Source organism: Streptococcus hyointestinalis (assembly GCF_011039275.1).
Classification (GTDB): Bacteria; Bacillota; Bacilli; order Lactobacillales; family Streptococcaceae; genus Streptococcus; species Streptococcus hyointestinalis_A.
Genome location: NZ_JAAKGB010000001.1, coordinates 869462 through 888327, shown reverse-complemented (window position 1 = coordinate 888327; position 18866 = coordinate 869462). Strand labels below are relative to the sequence as shown.

The following is an 18866-nucleotide window of genomic DNA, read 5'->3' as shown; positions in this document are numbered from 1 at the left end:
CAAATATTGACACACCGCTCACCGATACTCCTACTAGCTGGTCAAAGACACTTAAAAATCCTCTCAAAGGAGAGGATTTTTGTCAGCTAATCTCTTTTTGGCGATTTTCTTTTTCTTGGATGTAGTCAATCAGCTCACCGGTCAAGTCATAGCGCATAAAAGGTGTGACCAGATAAATGCCATTGAAGTGCTCAAGTGCTTCATCAATTAGCTTCTTGCTTTCAGCAAGTGCCAAGCGTTGGCAAGCTGCTTTATCATCCTTAACCGCTTCTAGCCGTGCTAAAAAGTCATCTGACAGATGAATTCCCGGAACCTCATTGTGGAGAAAAATAGCGTTGTTGTAGCTAGTTATTGGCATAATGCCGATGAAAAAAGGAATAGGCGAAGTTTTAACGGTGAGGGCTAGCTCTTTAATGGGTTGGATGTTAAAGATGGGCTGGGTGATAAAGCAATCCGCTCCAGCGGCTACTTTTTTATCAATCAAGCGCCCTGTTCGTGAGAGATTAGGGACATTTGGGTTAAAGGCAGCACCAACTGTAAAGTTAGTAGCTTTCTGGATACTAGCGCCGCTATAGCCCTGCCCTGGATTGAGCTGCTTGATGAGCTGTAAGAGCTTAAAGCTGGTCGCATCATAGACACTTGTCGCCCCTGGAAAATCACCCATCTTGGAAGGGTCACCAGTGATGGCTAGGAGATTCTCAACCCCTAGAACCTCCATCCCTAAAAGACGGGACTGCAGACCAATCATATTGTGGTCACGACAGGATAGGGGAAGAAGAAAAGGCGTATTGGTGCTTTCCTTTAGCAGGGCTGCTAGGCTAAGATTGCAGACACGGGTCCTTGCTAAAGAGTTAGCTGCTAGCGTGATGGCTGCAATGCCCTTAGCGTCAAGCGCCTTAATTCCACTCTTGAAGCGCTCAATAGCAAGGGTCTTTGGCGGGTCAAGCTCAGCAATGATAGTCACTTCACGCTTGACCCTATCCACTAAAGTATCTTTTTTGAGCGTTTTTTGGATGAAATCCTCTTCATCAAGGAGCGGTGTCACACGTTTATGGGTCACTGGTTTCAAACGCTTAGCAGCACGCTTCATAGCCCTGACATGATCAGGCGTTGTCCAGCAACAACCACCTAGAAAACGCACCCCTTCTTCTACTAAAAAGGTCGCACTCTTTTCAAACTAACTAGCGTTCTGACTAAAACTATAATGCCCACCGTCGCTGTCAGACTCATAAGATAGCAAGCTAGCGTTGGGAGAAGCTGCCAAGTAAGCCTGAGCAAAGAGCGGAATTTGCTTGAGCGACTTTATCATGTGATAAGGTCCCAAAGGACAGTTGAGCCCGACCACATCAGCCCCCAGCATGACCAGCTGACTAAAGGCTTCCACTAAGGGACGACCATTTTCAGTGATACCCGCTTCATGAAGAGCAATATTAGTGATAATAGGAAAAGCTGTCAGTGGACGTAGTGCCGTAAGAACAGCCGTCAGCTCCTCAACATCATAATAAGTCTCAAGCAACAAACCATCCAACTCACCAGTCTCTAGGAGATAGACTGCCTGCTCCAAGGTCTCCTCCACAATGGAGTCTAAACTGAGTTCACATTGGCGAAGCCCTCTAGAAGCACCGATGGTGCCTAACACATAAACATCACTACCCGCTTCTCTCCTAGAAATAGCTACCGCTGCTGGGTTAACGCGCTTCACCTCATCCTCATGACCGTAGACTGCCAAGCGGTGACGTTGTGCTCCGTAAGTATTGGTCTGGACGACATCAGCTCCAGCTTCAAGGTAAGCCTTATGAATGGCTGCAATTTCCTTTGGGTGACTGAGATTGTAGTATTCATGACAAGTATCTAAACCATTGGCATATAATAGCGTTCCCATAGCTCCATCAGCCACTAAAAGCGACAAGGATAAACGCTCTAATAACGGTTCTCTTACCATAAACTCTCTCTTTCTATTGTTGTGTGAGAAAGACTTGCTTTTTAGGGCACGTCCTTTTTACACATTTCTAACGAGGTAACTTTTCTTTTTACTCATATCCTAATTTGTGACGGACTTTCTTCGTCGCAGATACCAAAACTTCAAGTGCTGCGATGGTCTCAGGCTCACGGCGTGTCTTAAGTCCACAGTCAGGGTTGACCCAGAATGGTTTTGGTGACAATCGCTTGAGGGAGCGCTCGATATTAGCGACAACCTCCTCTTCGGTCGGTACACGTGGTGAGTGAATATCGTACACACCAAGACCGATACCTAGTGGGTAAACCATCGTCTCAAAGGACTCGATGATATCCCCGTGACTACGGCTAGTCTCAATAGAGACAACATCCGCGTCCAATTGACGAATCGCATCGATAATCTCATCGAACTTAGAATAGCACATACGCGTGTGAATTTGCGTCTCATCCTGGACAGAAGACGTCGCAATGTGGAAAGCACTAACCGCATCATCCAGATAAGCTTTTTGCTTAGCTTTTCGTAGTGGCAAGCCCTCACGAAGCGCTGCTTCATCCACTTGGATAATGGCAATGCCTGCATCCTCTAGCAATTTAATTTCGTCCTGGATAGCAAGACCAATTGGATTGAACAAATCGCTACGCTTGATATCGGTACGCTCAAATGACCAGTTGGTGATAGTGATAGGTCCTGTCAACATGCCCTTAACAGGACGGTCTGTTAAACTTTGTGTATAGACTGTCTCATCCACTGTCAATGGCTGAATGTGCTGGACATCACCGTAGATGATTGGCGGTTTCACCGCACGTGAACCGTAAGACTGCACCCAACCGAGCTTGGTCGTTGTAAAGCCAGCTAGCTTTTGTCCAAAGAACTCAACCATGTCCACACGCTCAAACTAACCATGTACCAAGAAGTCAATGTCTAGGTCTTCTTGGATAGTCACCCAGCGAGCAATTTCAGAGCGGATGAAGTCCTTGTACTCTTTATCAGTAATATCGCCACGTTTCCAAGCAAGAAGTGTGCGGCGCACTTCTGGTGATCGCGGGAAAGAACCGATAGTAGTCGTTGGAAGGAGTGGCAATGGTAAGCGCTCTTGTTGCACTTTTTGACGAATGTCGTAAGTAGACTCCCTAGCTGTTCGGACTTGGCTGAGGTCCTCTAACTAAACATTACGGAAGGCCGCTGCTGGAAGAGCGTCATAGGCTGCGACATGCTCGTCGTAGCGAGGATTTGCCACGCCGTCCAAGTGCTCCGCTAGAAGTTTGATTTCCTCTAATTTTTCATCAGCAAAGGCAAGACCATTTTTCAAACCAGGGTCTAAGTCTGTCTCGTTTTTAGTCGTCACAGGGACATGTAGAAGCGAGCAAGATGGCTGTACGACAAGACTAGCTGTATTGTCCGCCAAGACTTCTAACAGTTTTGATGTTTCCTGGAAATCGCTCTCCCAGACATTGCGCCCGTCAACCACACCAGCAAAGACTTCCTTGTCCTTAAACAAACCAGCTTTGACAGCTTCCAGATTTTCCTCCAAACCATGCACAAAATCAAGACCAAAGGCAGCTACTGGGATGTCAGACAACTCCTCGGCGTCAATCAAGGCTTCAAAGCAAGTTTGGAAAACCAACTTCGCCTCTGGTACTTGCTTAGCAAAGTAGCCATATACTGCCTTAGCAGCTTCGAGGTAGTCAGCTCCCTCGTCTGTCACAAAGATCGGCTCATCCACTTGGATGTAAGTCGCACCCGCCTCAACCAACTCAGTAAAGACTTGCTTGTAGAGTGGAAGCAAGCGCTTAACCGCCGCTGTAAAAGCTGTCACACCTGACGACAATGCTACAAAAGTGATTGGTCCTGTAAGGACAGGTTTTGCTCTGTCACCAACCACTTGGCGAGCCTCTTTGTACAAGTCAAGCAAACGACTGTTGGTCAATTGTGGGCGTTTTTTCGTCCACTCTGGTACGATGTAGTGGTAGTTAGTGTTGAACCACTTTTTCATGCTGGACGCGACATTGTCTTTATTACCACGTGCCAGCGCAAAGTACAAATCCAAGTCAACGTCTTGGTCGCTAAAGCGCTTTGGAATAATGCCGAACTGCACAGACAAATCTAAGATATGGTCATACAGTGAGAAGTCTCCCACTGGAATTAAATCCACACCAGCGTCCGCCTGTTTTTGTAAAAAGGAAAGACGCAAAGCACGCGCTTCTTTTTCAAGCGCTTCCTTACTAATCTTAGCTGCCCAATAACTCTCAATCAAATGTTTCCACTCACGCTGCTCTCCTAAACGTGGATACCCCAAATTGGAAACTCTTGTCATAGCTGCCTCCTATACCTTTCAATGCTTAAAACTATAGCTTGTTTTTTTGTTATGTCTAGTATTGTACAAGCAAAAGCCTATTAAATAAATACTTTTAGACATATTATCTTCTTATGTCTTGGTATAGTTTTTAACTAATCCACTAAGTCTAGATATAGTTTTTAGCTATAACTAGACAGAAAAAAAGAAACTAAGCAAAGCTTAGTTTCTTATGATTTTTAGTAATCTTCAGCTGGTTTTCTAAGTGCTCCAAAGAGGACACCTGAGACGATAGACCCGATACATACAAAGAGGAGATATAGGAATGGATCGCTTGTTAGGGCAATAACGAAGATACCTCAGTGTGGTGCCATGAGTTTGATACCTGCCCATCCAACAAGGGCACCCGCAAGTGCTGAACCTACCATGAAGATTGGGATCGCACGTGCTGGGTCAGCTGCACCAAATGGAATAGCACCTTCTGCGATGAATGAGAGACCCATGACGATGTTAGTCAAACCAGAGTTGCGTTCTTCTTCTGTGAATTTGTTTTGGAAGAGAAGGGTTGCTACAAAGACTGCAAGTGGTGGTACCATACAACCAGCCATAACGGCTGCCATGACAACTGAACCACCGTCAACGACGCTTGCTGCAAGTGTTCCTGTACCAAAGACATAAGCGGCTTTGTTGAAAGGTCCACCCATATCAATCGCCATCATACCACCAAGGACAAGTCCCATAAGGACAGCGGAGCTACCTGACAAGCTTTCAAGGAAGTTGTTAAGCCCTGTATTGATAGCTGCCATTGGGAGATTGACAAAGAGCATGAGGAAACCAGTGACAAAGACACCAAGCAATGGGTAGAGCAAGATAGACTTGATACCTTCAAGGGAGCGAGGTAGACCCGCTAGAACTTTCTTAAGGACAAGGATAACCCCACCAGCTAGGAAACCACCAACCAAGGCGCCAAGGAAACCTGAAGGCACACCTGAGAGACCAAGTGTGGCTTCACAACCAGCAGAGTATGGCACTTTACCCCAAGCAAGACCAGTTGCTGCGATAGAACCTGCTACGAAACCCGCTACAAGACCTGGTTTTTCAGCAATTGAGTAAGCAATATATCCTGCAAGAACAGGAAGCATGAAGTTAAAGGCAACGTTACCAACGTTTTGGAAAAGCGCTGCCAGCTCATGATAAGACCCTAAGTTGCTCACCTGGTCTTTGGGCACACCCATGATATTATCAATCAAGAAGGCAATGGCAATCATGATACCACCACCGATAACGAATGGCAACATTTGAGAAACACCGCTCATGAGGTGTTCGTAGAAGGCTCCACCAAGGCTCATTTTTTCAGAAGAACCTTCTGATGAGCTGCTGTCTGCAGATGAGACATAGACGTCTGCCTTGTCATCAAGAATGATGTTGATGAGTTCTTCAGATTTTTTAATCCCGTCTGAAACTGGACGTGAGACAAGTGGCTTACCGTTGAAGCGTGGCATATCAACCGCTTTAGCCGCTGCGATGATAACACCTTTAGCACGCTTGATGTCTTCTGCTGTCAGTTTATTGCCGACACCTGACGCACCGTTGGTTTCGACTTTGATCGCGACACCCATTTCTTCGGCTTGTTTTTTCAGTGCTTCTTCAGCCATGTAGGTGTGGGCGATACCTGTCGTACAAGCAGTGACCGCTACGATGAAGTCTTGACCGTCTTTAGGTTTGCTGTTAGCTTCTTCGGATGCTTCTGCTTCTTTGGTTTCTTCTTCAGCGTCGTTAAAGGTCGCAATAACTTGGTCTGGCGTTGTGGCTTTTTTGAGCTGGTCAGCAAAACCAGGTTTTAGCAAATACTTAGACAATTCCGCAAGAGCGGCTAAGTGCGTGTCATTAGCACCGTCTGGAGCTGCAATCATAAAGAAGAGGTAACCAGGCTGACAGTCTAACGCTTCATAATCCACACCAGCGCTGGATTTGGCAACCAGCACCGTTGGCTCTTTAACAGCGGCATTTTTGCTGTGAGGCTTAGCGATACCGTCACCAAGACCTGTTGATGTTCGCGCTTCACGGTTCATGATACCTGTCTTGAACATGTCAAAATCAGTAACCACACCATTTTCAACAAGGCTTGTGATCATTTCATCGATGGCAGCTTCTTTTGTTGTGGCCTTCAAATCCATAATCATCACATTTTTATTGAGCAAATCTTGAATTTTCATAATTTTTCTACCTCGACTTTTTCATAGATGTCATTGATGTATTCAGCAGTTGCTAAATCGTCTGAGAAAGTGGTTGCTGTTCCGCAGGCAACGCCCCACTTAAAGGCTTCAACAGCGTCGTGTGTATTAGCGTATTGGCCTGTAAAGCCTGCAACCATCGAATCACCAGCACCAACGGAGTTTTTCACAGTGCCTTTGATTGGTTTTGCAAAGCAAGCTGCTTCTTTTGTCACGAGAAGGGCACCGTCACCTGCCATAGAGACGATGACATTTTGTGCGCCTTTAGCAAGCAATTCGCGAGCGTAAGTCTCAATAGCTGCTAGGCTTTTCAATTCAACCCCAAAGACGTCTGCGAGTTAGTGGTTATTTGGCTTGACCAGTACAGGCTGGTAATCCAACGCATCTAAAAGCGTTTGTCCTTCAAAATCACAAACAACCCCTGCTCCTGTCTCTTTGACGAGGGGGATGAGTTTTTTATAGACTTGGTTGCCAAGGTTTGCTGGCGCTGACCCCGCAAAGACAACGATATCATCACGGGTAAGCTTAGATAAGATAGCTTCTAGCTCTGCTAATCGCTTGTCTGTGATAACAGGACCCGCACCGTTGATTTCTGTTTCGCTTCGCGCTTTGATTTTGACATTGATACGTGTATCTTGGTCTACTTGTACAAAATCGGTCGCAAGGCCTTCAGCATCTAAACCCCCTGTCACAAAACGCCCTGTAAACCCACCGATAAAACCAGTGGCTGTATTATAAATAGCTAAACGTTTTAAGACAAGGCTAACATTGATACCCTTTCCACCGGCGTATTTATCGTCACTAGTCATGCGGTTAACACTGCCTAGCGCCAACTCATCTAAGCGAATGATAAAGTCAATGGATGGATTTAACGTTACTGTATAAATCATACTTCAATCACCCTCGTTTTTTTCTGTAATTCCTGTAAAACAGCTGTCTCACACTTTTCCGTTATAATCGCTACCTTGTCGACCGTATCGACTTTGACAAAAGCTTTTTGACCAAGCTTAGAAGCAGCTGCTAACACAAAGGTCTGCTGGCTATTGGCGATACCTGCTCGCTTGACCGCAGCCTCAGCTAGGTCAGGTGTAGTCAAGAAATCAGCATCAATACCGTTCATACCAAGAAAAGCTTTAGCTAGATTAAGCCGATTGACCCGCTCACCTGCCAGCTGTCCGACACTAGCAGCTGTCGATAGCTTGACCGTCCCTCCGATGATAATGGGCTTAATCCCCTTATCAACCAAAGCTGCAGAGTGGTGGATAGAATTGGTCACAACAGTCACATCCAAATGGTGTAACTTTTCAATGAGAAACTCTGTCGTTGTGCCTGCGTCGATAAAAACCACATCACGCTGGCTAATCATCTGACAGGCAACTTCTGCGATTTTAGCTTTCTCATGAGAGTTTTTGACAGATTTTTGTTGATTGGTCAGCTCATCTGGTAAGCTCTGTCGTAACTCTGCTCCCCCATGCACACGCAGCCGTTTGCCTTCTGCTTCTAACTAGTCTAAATCACGGCGTATCGTTGATTCAGACGTTTCAATCAAGCTCATCAGAGTCTCAAGTGTGACTGTTCGGTCTTTCTCAAGTATCTCCATGATGACTTGCTTACGTTTTGTTTTTAGAATAACGATTACCTCCTGTAAACGATTACAGATATTATTATACCCTTTTTTCTGTCATTGTCAAGCAAATTCTTTCAAAAACTAGTAAAAAAGTTCAAAAAAATAAAATAGCTAAAGGCTATTTTATTTGGCTCTATAATATCTGTAGTGGGTAACTCCACCGCAAATATTATAGGGCTTTTTGAGTGTAAAAAAAAGTCCCATAAGACTTATAAGGAAAAGCGACCAAACCATCATTAGGAAGTACTTATGGAACATATTAAGAATACCACAAAACTCATCGGAATCAAAGACTTAAACATCAAAATAGCACTGGTTCTCAAGCATAAGTCTCACATTGAGGTAAGAGCCAAGCTGGATTATCCCGCTCCAGCCTGTCCTCATTGTCAAGGGAAGACGATGAAATACGACTTTCAAAGACCTTCCACCATCCCAATCTTAGACGTCCAAGGCTTGGCAGCTGTCCTAAAACTCAGAAAGCGACGCTTCCAGTGTAAAGCGTGTCGCAGGGTATCTGTAGCCAAAACCAATCTGGTTAAGAAACATGGCCAAATCTCACAGCCCGTCTGGACAAAAATCACACAGCTCCTCATCGAAAAACAGACCAACACAGACATCGTAAATCGCCTCCAAGTCTCTGTTTCTACCGTTCAAAGACAGCTAAATGCTTTCACTTTGAAAGACAACCTTGAGACCTTGCCTGAGATTTTATCGTGGGAGGAATTCGAAAGAAACAAGGGAAACCTGGCTTTCATTGCGCAAGATTTTAAGACCAAGAAAATCATAGCAGTGCTGGAGAACAATCGTCAAACGACCATCATGAAGCATTTCTACAAGTATTCAAGACAAGCTAGAGAAGCAATCAAAGTGGTCACAGTAGATATGTCTGGTGCCTACATTCCCATCATCAGGAAACTATTTCCAAGGGCTGAGATTGTCCTCGACCGTTTCCACATCGTGCAGCACCTTAGTCGAGCCATGATGACCACTCGTATCGCTATCATGAAGGCTTGTGACAAGACATCTCTGCCTTACAGAGCCATGAAAAAGCACTGGAGAAGCTTGCAACCTGCTCTTTCATTTTTAGGAGAAGCGTGATAAGGTTTTCTTCGGACTGATTCACGACAATATCAATACAGGCAACGCAAGCTTTGCAAGAGTTTTTCGGACTTTTCTAAAGCACGAGACTTATATTACCAAGGCCATGACGCTTCCTTACTCCAACGCCAAATTGGAAGCCACTAACAAGCTTATCGAAGATATCAAACGGCAGGCTTTTGGATTTCGTAACTTTAAGAACTTTAGAACCAAGATTCTCATTACTTTGAACACACAAAGAGAGAGAACAAGAATCGTTCTCTCTCGCACTTAGCTTTTCATCAACCCACTACAGTTGACAAAGAGCCTTTTATTTTTAATCCTCTTTGACAAGTGATGTCGAGTGAACAGCAAGGCTATCTCGCTCTGGGTAGATGTACTTGATGGCTTGGTTGACAGCAAGTGGCGCTTCACCAAATCCTGTCGCAATCAAGGCACGTTTGCCATCATACTCAGCCGCATCACAAATAGCATAGACACCTGCTTGGCTAGTCTCAAGAAGTGAATTGACTAGAAGGCTAGAGCGTTTGTAGTCGATATTCCAATTTTTGAGATTTTTATTGGAAGTGGAAAAGCCAAAACTAACAATGAGAGCATCAAGCGGTAGTTCAATCGTCTCATCAGATTTCACCTTTTGGATGAGAAGGCTTTTAGCGAACTCTCAGTCTCCTTTTAACTCAAGCGGAATATAAGGTGTAAGCACATTGACCTTGGATGGTTTTAGAAGCTCCACGCTGTGCTCATGCGCACGAAAGGCGTCACGGCGGTGCACCAGTGTCACGGATTTGACGATAGGCTCTAGGGGATTTGCCCAGTCTACAGCAGAATCACAACCACCGCAAATGACAACGTCTTTACCAGCAACCTGGTCCAATTTATGAACATTGTAAAAGAGGTTATTATCAGCGTAGTTTTCTTCACCCTCAAGCCCTAGCGTACGTGGAGCAAAAGCGCCATTTCCGCAGGCGATGATGATGGATTTTGACAGGTGCTCACCCTTTGACGTCTCAATCGTAAAGTGCTCACCCGTTTTTTCAAAGCCAAGCACTTCTTCTTTCAGACAGATGGTGACACGATCCTCAAAGCGCTCCACCTGTTCAACCAAGCGCTCAACCAACTCGCCAGCTGGAATAGCTGGAAAGGCTGGAATATCGTAAATCAACTTTTCAGGATAGAGGACAGTAGGCTGTCCACCAAGCTCTGAGAGGCTCTCGATAATTTTAACAGACATCCCACGTAAACCAGCGTAAAAAGCGGCAAAGAGCCCGACTGGACCACCACCGACAATCGTAATATCACATACTGCATTCTTTTCTGACATTTCACCTAACTCCTTATACATTTCTGCGATGATGGAGGACTTATACTCCATATAACGGTCGATATCATTTGGAAATAGCCGCGCTGCCTTTAACTTGAGAGCACCATAAGCTGAGGCTTGCTCAGGATGTTGTTTTAGGTAATCGCGAAAAGCACGGTGTCGCTTCAATTCTTTTGAATCGCTTGGACAGACATAGAGATGGTGTGTGCGCAGATGGTCTTTACCAGAATAGCTAAAGGCTTCTCTGTCTTCAATCCCTAGATTGCCCTCGTGGCTATAGACAATGGTAGCTAAGATCTTCTTAACCTGCGAAAAGCTTTCACGTACAATAACAACATCAATATCAATAATTGGCTTTGCTGCTAGCCCTCTACTGATGTGCTGCCGACATGCTCAAGGCTAAGTGCAAGCTCACCCAACGCCTCCTGCACCTCCCTTGCAATCGCTTGAAAAGCTTCCTTCCACTCTTTCTGATAAGGGAGAACAACTATATCCTTTGTCCGCAGGCTATCTCCTTCTTTCCTAAGTATAAATGACAGCTCTACTTATCCTCTAGCATTTCCCGCTCTGGTAAAAGCTTTTGAAAAATGCTCCTTTCCTCATCAGAAAAAGTGTAATTTTCCAACAAGTCAGGACGTCTAAGATAGGTCTTGCGCAAGCTCTGTTCCAAGCGCCACTTGCGGATATTTTCATGATGACCACTCATCAGCACATCTGGAACTGTCAGCCCACGATAATCGTAGGGTCTCGTATACTGCGGATACTCAAGCAGACCAGACGAAAAAGAGTAGTCCTTGTGACTAGCTTCCTTGCCAATAACGTCTGGTATCAAGCGAACCGTAGCGTCTACAATGGTCAGGGCAGCTAACTCACCACCTGTAAGGACAAAGTCCCCAAGCGACACCTCATCGGTCACAAGCGTTTTTATCCGCTCATCATAGCCTTCATAGTGCCCACAGATAAAGATAAGCTCCTCTTCTTGCGCTAGCTCCTCAGCGTAGCTTTGATCAAAAGCGCGCCCAGCTGGGTCTAAGAGAAGAACACGTGGCTTTTGGGCAGCAATCTTATCCATGGTATCAAAAATAGGATGTACCCTAATAAGCATACCCTGACCGCCACCGTAAGGCTCATCATCGACATGACGAGCTTTTTCAGCGTTTTCTCTAAAGTTGTGGTAGGTAATGTCTATCAGCCCTTTTTCCCGCGCTTTTCCAACGATAGAGTGCTCAAGCGGAGCAAACATCTCTGGAAAGAGGGTGAGAATATCAATCTTCATAGTCTAACCCTTCCATCAGCTCCACTTCCACTCGTCCTCTTGCAAGATCCACATCAAGAACCACTGGTGGGAGGTAAGGTAGAAGCAAGTCCGATTTTCCTTTACGCTTTACAACCCAGACGTCATTGGCACCTGGCTGCAAAAGCTCCTTGATAACACCAATAAAGGTCTCCCCCTCATAAACCTCAAGCCCGATGATGTCATGGTAGTAAAACTCGCCATCCTCAAGCTCTGTTAAATTGTCCTCAGAGATTTTTAGGATATAACCTTTATATTTTTCGATAAGATTGATGTGATACATATCCTTAAACTTGATAATATCAAAGTTTTTATGCTTGCGGTGTCCTGCAATGACCACATCCATCACGAAGTTGTCTTTGGGAGCAAATAAAGCTAGGGTCTTTCCCTTCTTAAAGCGATCCTCAGCAAAGCCTGTCACACTCAAGACACGCAGCTCGCCTTGCAAGCCTTGAGTATTGACAATTTTTCCAACGTTAAAATAATCCATATTTTCTCCATTTACGCTAAATAAGGAAAGACCAGCTGCAAAAGCACCTGGTCGCGATAGTCCGTACGGGATTCGAACCCGTGTTACCGCCGTGAAAAGGCGGTGTATTAACCCCTTGACCAACGGACCATATCAACTAAACTGGGGTAGCTGGATTCGAACCAACGCATGAGGGAGGCAAAGTCCCTTGCCTTACCGCTTGGCTATACCCCAAAGAACAAATATTATTTTACAGGAAAATGAGAAACCTGTCAACAACTTTTTGAAAAAAATTTCAAAAGGTTAGAGTAACCTATCTCTAGCAAACGCATGAGCTGCAGTTTAGACACTAAAACGCCCCTAGAATAATAATTCTAAGGGCGTTTTTTCAATTGAAAATCCCAAACATAGAGATATTTAGTACCTACTACTAGTAATCAACTACTTTGTTTCATCGTCTGTTTTTTTCTTCTTTTTACCAACTAGAAAGGCTCCGGACAAGGCGATGCTACCTAGTAATGTTGCACTTTGTGAGGTATCACCTGTATCTGGTAATTTAACGTTTTGCGTTTTAGCAAGCTTGACTGGCATTTGGAGTGGTGCCTCACTTATACTGTAACTGTCAGAAGAAGATTGGCTTACTGATTCAGAAACTGATTCAGAGACTGACTCACTGGTTGAATCGGTCGTAGACTCAGATTCAGATGTAGATGTTGATTCTGTCTGTGAAAGAGATTCAGAGATTGATTCACTTACTGATTCAGAGATTGACTCAGAGATTGATTCAGAAACTGATTCGCTGACTGACTCACTGATTGATTCAGAAACTGACTCAGAGATTGATTCAGAGACTGACTCGCTGACTGACTCAGAGATTGATTCACTTACTGATTCAGAAACTGATTCAGAGACTGACTCAGAGATTGATTCAGAAACTGATTCAGAAACTGATTCAGAAACTGATTCAGAGATTGATTCAGAAACTGATTCAGAAACTGATTCAGAGACTGACTCACTGATTGATTCAGAAACTGATTCAGAGATTGATTCAGAAACTGATTCGCTGATTGATTCACTTACTGATTCAGAGATTGACTCGCTGACTGACTCAGAGATTGATTCAGAAACTGATTCGCTGATTGATTCACTTACTGATTCAGAGATTGATTCACTTACTGATTCAGAGACTGACTCGCTGACTGACTCAGAGATTGATTCACTTACTGATTCAGAGACTGATTCGCTGATTGATTCAGAAACTGATTCAGAAACTGACTCACTGATTGATTCAGAAACTGATTCAGAAACTGATTCGCTGACTGACTCACTGATTGATTCAGAAACTGATTCAGAGATTGATTCAGAAACTGATTCGCTGACTGATTCAGAAACTGACTCACTGATTGATTCAGAAACTGATTCGCTGATTGATTCACTTACTGATTCAGAGACTGACTCACTGATTGATTCAGAAACTGACTCGCTGACTGATTCAGAGATTGATTCACTTACTGATTCAGAGACTGATTCGCTGATTGATTCACTTACTGATTCAGAGATTGATTCAGAGACTGACTCACTGATTGATTCAGAAACTGATTCGCTGATTGATTCACTTACTGATTCAGAGATTGACTCAGAGATTGATTCAGAAACTGATTCGCTGACTGACTCACTGATTGATTCAGAAACTGATTCGCTGATTGATTCACTTACTGATTCAGAGACTGATTCGCTGACTGACTCAGAGATTGATTCAGAAACTGATTCAGAGATTGATTCACTTACTGATTCAGAGACTGATTCGCTGATTGATTCAGAAACTGATTCAGAGATTGATTCAGAAACTGATTCAGAAACTGATTCAGAGACTGACTCACTGATTGATTCAGAAACTGATTCGCTGACTGATTCACTTACTGATTCAGAGACTGACTCACTGATTGATTCAGAAACTGATTCGCTGATTGATTCACTTACTGATTCAGAGATTGACTCGCTGACTGATTCAGAGATTGATTCAGAAACTGACTCACTGATTGATTCAGAGACTGATTCGCTGATTGATTCAGAAACTGATTCAGAGACTGACTCACTGATTGATTCAGAAACTGACTCGCTGACTGATTCAGAGATTGACTCAGAGATTGATTCAGAAACTGATTCGCTGACTGACTCAGAGATTGATTCAGAAACTGATTCGCTGATTGATTCACTTACTGATTCAGAGACTGATTCGCTGATTGATTCACTTACTGATTCAGAGACTGACTCACTGATTGATTCAGAAACTGATTCGCTGATTGATTCACTTACTGATTCAGAGATTGACTCGCTGACTGATTCAGAGATTGATTCAGAAACTGACTCACTGATTGATTCAGAGACTGATTCGCTGATTGATTCAGAAACTGATTCAGAGACTGACTCACTGATTGATTCAGAAACTGACTCGCTGACTGATTCAGAGATTGACTCAGAGATTGATTCAGAAACTGATTCGCTGACTGACTCAGAGATTGATTCAGAAACTGATTCGCTGATTGATTCACTTACTGATTCAGAGACTGATTCGCTGATTGATTCACTTACTGATTCAGAAACTGATTCAGAGACTGACTCACTGATTGATTCAGAAACTGATTCGCTGATTGATTCACTTACTGATTCAGAGATTGACTCGCTGACTGATTCAGAGATTGATTCAGAAACTGACTCACTGATTGATTCAGAGACTGATTCGCTGATTGATTCAGAAACTGATTCAGAAACTGATTCGCTGACTGATTCAGAAACTGACTCGCTGACTGATTCGCTGATTGATTCACTTACTGATTCAGAGACTGACTCGCTGACTGATTCAGAGATTGACTCAGAGATTGATTCAGAAACTGATTCGCTGACTGACTCACTGATTGATTCAGAAACTGATTCGCTGATTGATTCACTTACTGATTCAGAGACTGATTCGCTGATTGATTCACTTACTGATTCAGAAACTGATTCAGAGACTGACTCACTGATTGATTCAGAGACTGACTCACTGATTGATTCAGAAACTGATTCGCTGACTGACTCACTGATTGATTCAGAAACTGATTCGCTGACTGATTCAGAGATTGATTCACTTACTGATTCAGAGATTGACTCAGAGATTGATTCAGAAACTGATTCAGAAACTGATTCGCTGATTGATTCAGAAACTGATTCGCTGATTGATTCACTTACTGATTCAGAGACTGACTCACTGATTGATTCAGAGACTGACTCGCTGATTGATTCAGAGACTGACTCACTGATTGATTCAGAAACTGATTCAGAAACTGATTCGCTGATTGATTCAGAAACTGATTCGCTGATTGATTCACTTACTGATTCAGAGACTGACTCACTGATTGATTCAGAGACTGACTCGCTGATTGATTCAGAGACTGACTCGCTGACTGATTCAGAAACTGATTCGCTGACTGACTCAGAGATTGATTCAGAAACTGACTCGCTGACTGATTCAGAGATTGATTCACTTACTGATTCAGAGACTGATTCGCTGATTGATTCACTTACTGATTCAGAGATTGATTCAGAGACTGACTCACTGATTGATTCAGAAACTGATTCGCTGATTGATTCACTTACTGATTCAGAGATTGATTCAGAAACTGATTCGCTGACTGACTCACTGATTGATTCAGAAACTGATTCGCTGATTGATTCAGAAACTGATTCAGAGACTGACTCACTGATTGATTCAGAGATTGATTCACTTACTGATTCAGAAACTGATTCAGAGACTGACTCACTGATTGATTCAGAAACTGACTCGCTGATTGATTCAGAGACTGACTCGCTGACTGATTCAGAAACTGATTCGCTGACTGACTCAGAGATTGATTCAGAAACTGACTCGCTGACTGATTCAGAGATTGATTCACTTACTGATTCAGAGACTGATTCGCTGATTGATTCACTTACTGATTCAGAGATTGATTCAGAGACTGACTCACTGATTGATTCAGAAACTGATTCGCTGACTGACTCACTGATTGATTCAGAAACTGATTCGCTGACTGATTCAGAGACTGATTCAGAAACTGATTCAGAGATTGATTCACTTACTGATTCAGAAACTGATTCGCTGACTGATTCAGAAACTGATTCGCTGACTGATTCAGAAACTGATTCGCTGACTGACTCACTGATTGATTCAGAAACTGATTCAGAGACTGATTCGCTGATTGATTCACTTACTGATTCAGAAACTGATTCAGAGACTGACTCACTGATTGATTCAGAAACTGATTCAGAGACTGATTCGCTGATTGATTCACTTACTGATTCAGAAACTGATTCAGAGACTGACTCACTGATTGATTCAGAAACTGATTCGCTGACTGACTCACTGATTGATTCAGAAACTGACTCGCTGACTGATTCAGAGATTGATTCAGAGACTGATTCGCTGATTGACTCAGAGATTGATTCAGAAACTGACTCACTGATTGATTCAGAAACTGATTCAGAGATTGATTCAGAGACTGACTCACTGATTGATTCAGAAACTGATTCGCTGACTGATTCAGAGATTGACTCAGAGATTGATTCACTTACTGATTCAGAAACTGATTCAGAGATTGATTCACTTACTGATTCAGAAACTGATTCGCTGACTGACTCACTGATTGATTCAGAAACTGATTCGCTGATTGATTCACTTACTGATTCAGAGATTGATTCACTTACTGATTCAGAGATTGATTCAGAGATTGATTCACTTACTGATTCAGAGACTGATTCGCTGATTGATTCAGAAACTGATTCGCTGACTGATTCAGAGATTGATTCACTTACTGATTCAGAAACTGATTCGCTGACTGATTCAGAAACTGATTCGCTGACTGACTCACTGATTGATTCAGAAACTGATTCAGAGACTGATTCGCTGATTGATTCACTTACTGATTCAGAAACTGATTCAGAGACTGACTCGCTGATTGATTCAGAGACTGACTCACTGATTGATTCAGAAACTGATTCAGAAACTGATTCGCTGATTGATTCAGAAACTGATTCGCTGATTGATTCACTTACTGATTCAGAGACTGACTCGCTGATTGATTCAGAGACTGACTCGCTGACTGATTCAGAAACTGATTCGCTGACTGACTCAGAGATTGATTCAGAAACTGACTCGCTGACTGATTCAGAGATTGATTCACTTACTGATTCAGAGACTGATTCGCTGATTGATTCACTTACTGATTCAGAGATTGATTCAGAGACTGACTCACTGATTGATTCAGAAACTGATTCGCTGATTGATTCACTTACTGATTCAGAGATTGATTCAGAAACTGATTCGCTGACTGACTCACTGATTGATTCAGAAACTGATTCGCTGATTGATTCAGAAACTGATTCAGAGACTGACTCACTGATTGATTCAGAGATTGATTCACTTACTGATTCAGAAACTGATTCAGAGACTGACTCACTGATTGATTCAGAAACTGATTCGCTGACTGACTCACTGATTGATTCAGAAACTGACTCGCTGATTGATTCAGAGACTGACTCGCTGACTGATTCAGAAACTGATTCGCTGACTGACTCAGAGATTGATTCAGAAACTGACTCGCTGACTGATTCAGAGATTGATTCACTTACTGATTCAGAGACTGATTCGCTGATTGATTCACTTACTGATTCAGAGATTGATTCAGAGACTGACTCACTGATTGATTCAGAAACTGATTCGCTGATTGATTCACTTACTGATTCAGAAACTGATTCAGAGACTGACTCACTGATTGATTCAGAGACTGACTCACTGATTGATTCAGAAACTGATTCGCTGACTGACTCACTGATTGATTCAGAAACTGATTCGCTGACTGATTCAGAGACTGATTCAGAAACTGATTCAGAGATTGATTCACTTACTGATTCAGAAACTGATTCGCTGACTGATTCAGAAACTGATTCGCTGACTGACTCACTGATTGATTCAGAAACTGATTCAGAGACTGATTCGCTGATTGATTCACTTACTGATTCAGAAACTGATTCAGAGACTGACTCACTGATTGATTCAGAAACTGATTCAGAGACTGATTCGCTGATTGATTCACTTACTGATTCAGAAACTGATTCAGAGACTGACTCACTGATTGATTCAGAAACTGATTCGCTGACTGACTCACTGATTGATTCAGAAACTGACTCGCTGACTGATTCAGAGATTGATTCAGAGACTGATTCGCTGATTGACTCAGAGATTGATTCAGAAACTGACTCACTGATTGATTCAGAAACTGATTCGCTGACTGATTCAGAGATTGACTCAGAGATTGATTCACTTACTGATTCAGAAACTGATTCAGAGATTGATTCACTTACTGATTCAGAAACTGATTCGCTGACTGACTCACTGATTGATTCAGAAACTGATTCGCTGACTGATTCAGAGATTGATTCACTTACTGATTCAGAGATTGACTCAGAGATTGATTCAAACTGATTCAGAAACTGATTCGCTGATTGATTCAGAAACTGATTCGCTGATTGATTCACTTA

General features: G+C 43.2%; 3 protein-coding genes, 2 tRNA genes and 8 pseudogenes. 1 reads left to right on the top strand and 12 read right to left on the bottom strand.

Going from position 1 to position 18866, the window contains the following annotated elements; translation table 11 throughout:
* Window positions 1-82: 82 nt before the first annotated feature.
* From G5B60_RS04280 to G5B60_RS04260, 5 pseudogenes are all read right to left on the bottom strand, one after another.
* Window positions 83-1942, bottom strand: a pseudogene (locus G5B60_RS04280) (bifunctional homocysteine S-methyltransferase/methylenetetrahydrofolate reductase).
* An 88-nt stretch (window positions 1943-2030) separates the two neighbouring features.
* Window positions 2031-4271 (bottom strand): annotated as a pseudogene (metE, locus tag G5B60_RS04275) (5-methyltetrahydropteroyltriglutamate--homocysteine S-methyltransferase).
* Window positions 4272-4489: 218 nt separating this feature from the next.
* A pseudogene (locus tag G5B60_RS04270) lies at window positions 4490-6466 on the bottom strand (PTS fructose transporter subunit IIABC).
* A pseudogene (pfkB, locus tag G5B60_RS04265) lies at window positions 6463-7374 on the bottom strand (1-phosphofructokinase). Before pfkB ends, G5B60_RS04270 begins: the two co-directional pseudogenes overlap by 4 nt.
* A pseudogene (locus G5B60_RS04260) lies at window positions 7371-8114 on the bottom strand (DeoR/GlpR family DNA-binding transcription regulator). Before G5B60_RS04260 ends, pfkB begins: the two co-directional pseudogenes overlap by 4 nt.
* 246 nt (window positions 8115-8360) lie before the next feature.
* On the opposite strand from G5B60_RS04260, the pseudogene G5B60_RS04255 reads away from it, so the two are divergent.
* Window positions 8361-9483 (top strand): annotated as a pseudogene (locus G5B60_RS04255) (ISL3 family transposase).
* A gap of 42 nt (window positions 9484-9525) precedes the next feature.
* Here G5B60_RS04255 and G5B60_RS04250 read toward each other — a convergent pair.
* The 7 genes and pseudogenes from G5B60_RS04250 to G5B60_RS11615 form a co-directional block, all read right to left on the bottom strand.
* Window positions 9526-10530: pseudogene (locus G5B60_RS04250) on the bottom strand (NAD(P)/FAD-dependent oxidoreductase).
* A 24-nt stretch (window positions 10531-10554) separates the two neighbouring features.
* A pseudogene (locus G5B60_RS04245) lies at window positions 10555-11021 on the bottom strand (GrpB family protein); the annotation flags it as partial.
* 50 nt (window positions 11022-11071) lie between these two features.
* On the bottom strand, window positions 11072-11806 hold the full coding sequence (gene trmD, locus G5B60_RS04240; protein WP_164682807.1) for a tRNA (guanosine(37)-N1)-methyltransferase TrmD: 735 nt from the start codon (window positions 11804-11806) through the stop codon (window positions 11072-11074).
* Window positions 11796-12314, bottom strand: a complete 519-nt coding sequence (gene rimM, locus G5B60_RS04235; protein ID WP_164682805.1) for a ribosome maturation factor RimM — start codon at window positions 12312-12314, stop codon at window positions 11796-11798. The genes trmD and rimM overlap by 11 nt, the downstream gene beginning before the upstream one ends.
* Before the next feature lie 57 nt (window positions 12315-12371).
* Window positions 12372-12443, bottom strand: a tRNA-Glu gene (locus G5B60_RS04230).
* Between the two features lie 12 nt (window positions 12444-12455).
* Window positions 12456-12527, bottom strand: a tRNA-Gln gene (locus G5B60_RS04225).
* Window positions 12528-12734: 207 nt separating this feature from the next.
* Window positions 12735-18863 (bottom strand): LPXTG cell wall anchor domain-containing protein, encoded by a 6129-nt coding sequence (locus G5B60_RS11615; RefSeq protein ID WP_164682803.1) that lies wholly within the window; start codon window positions 18861-18863, stop codon window positions 12735-12737.
* Window positions 18864-18866: the final 3 nt, after the last annotated feature.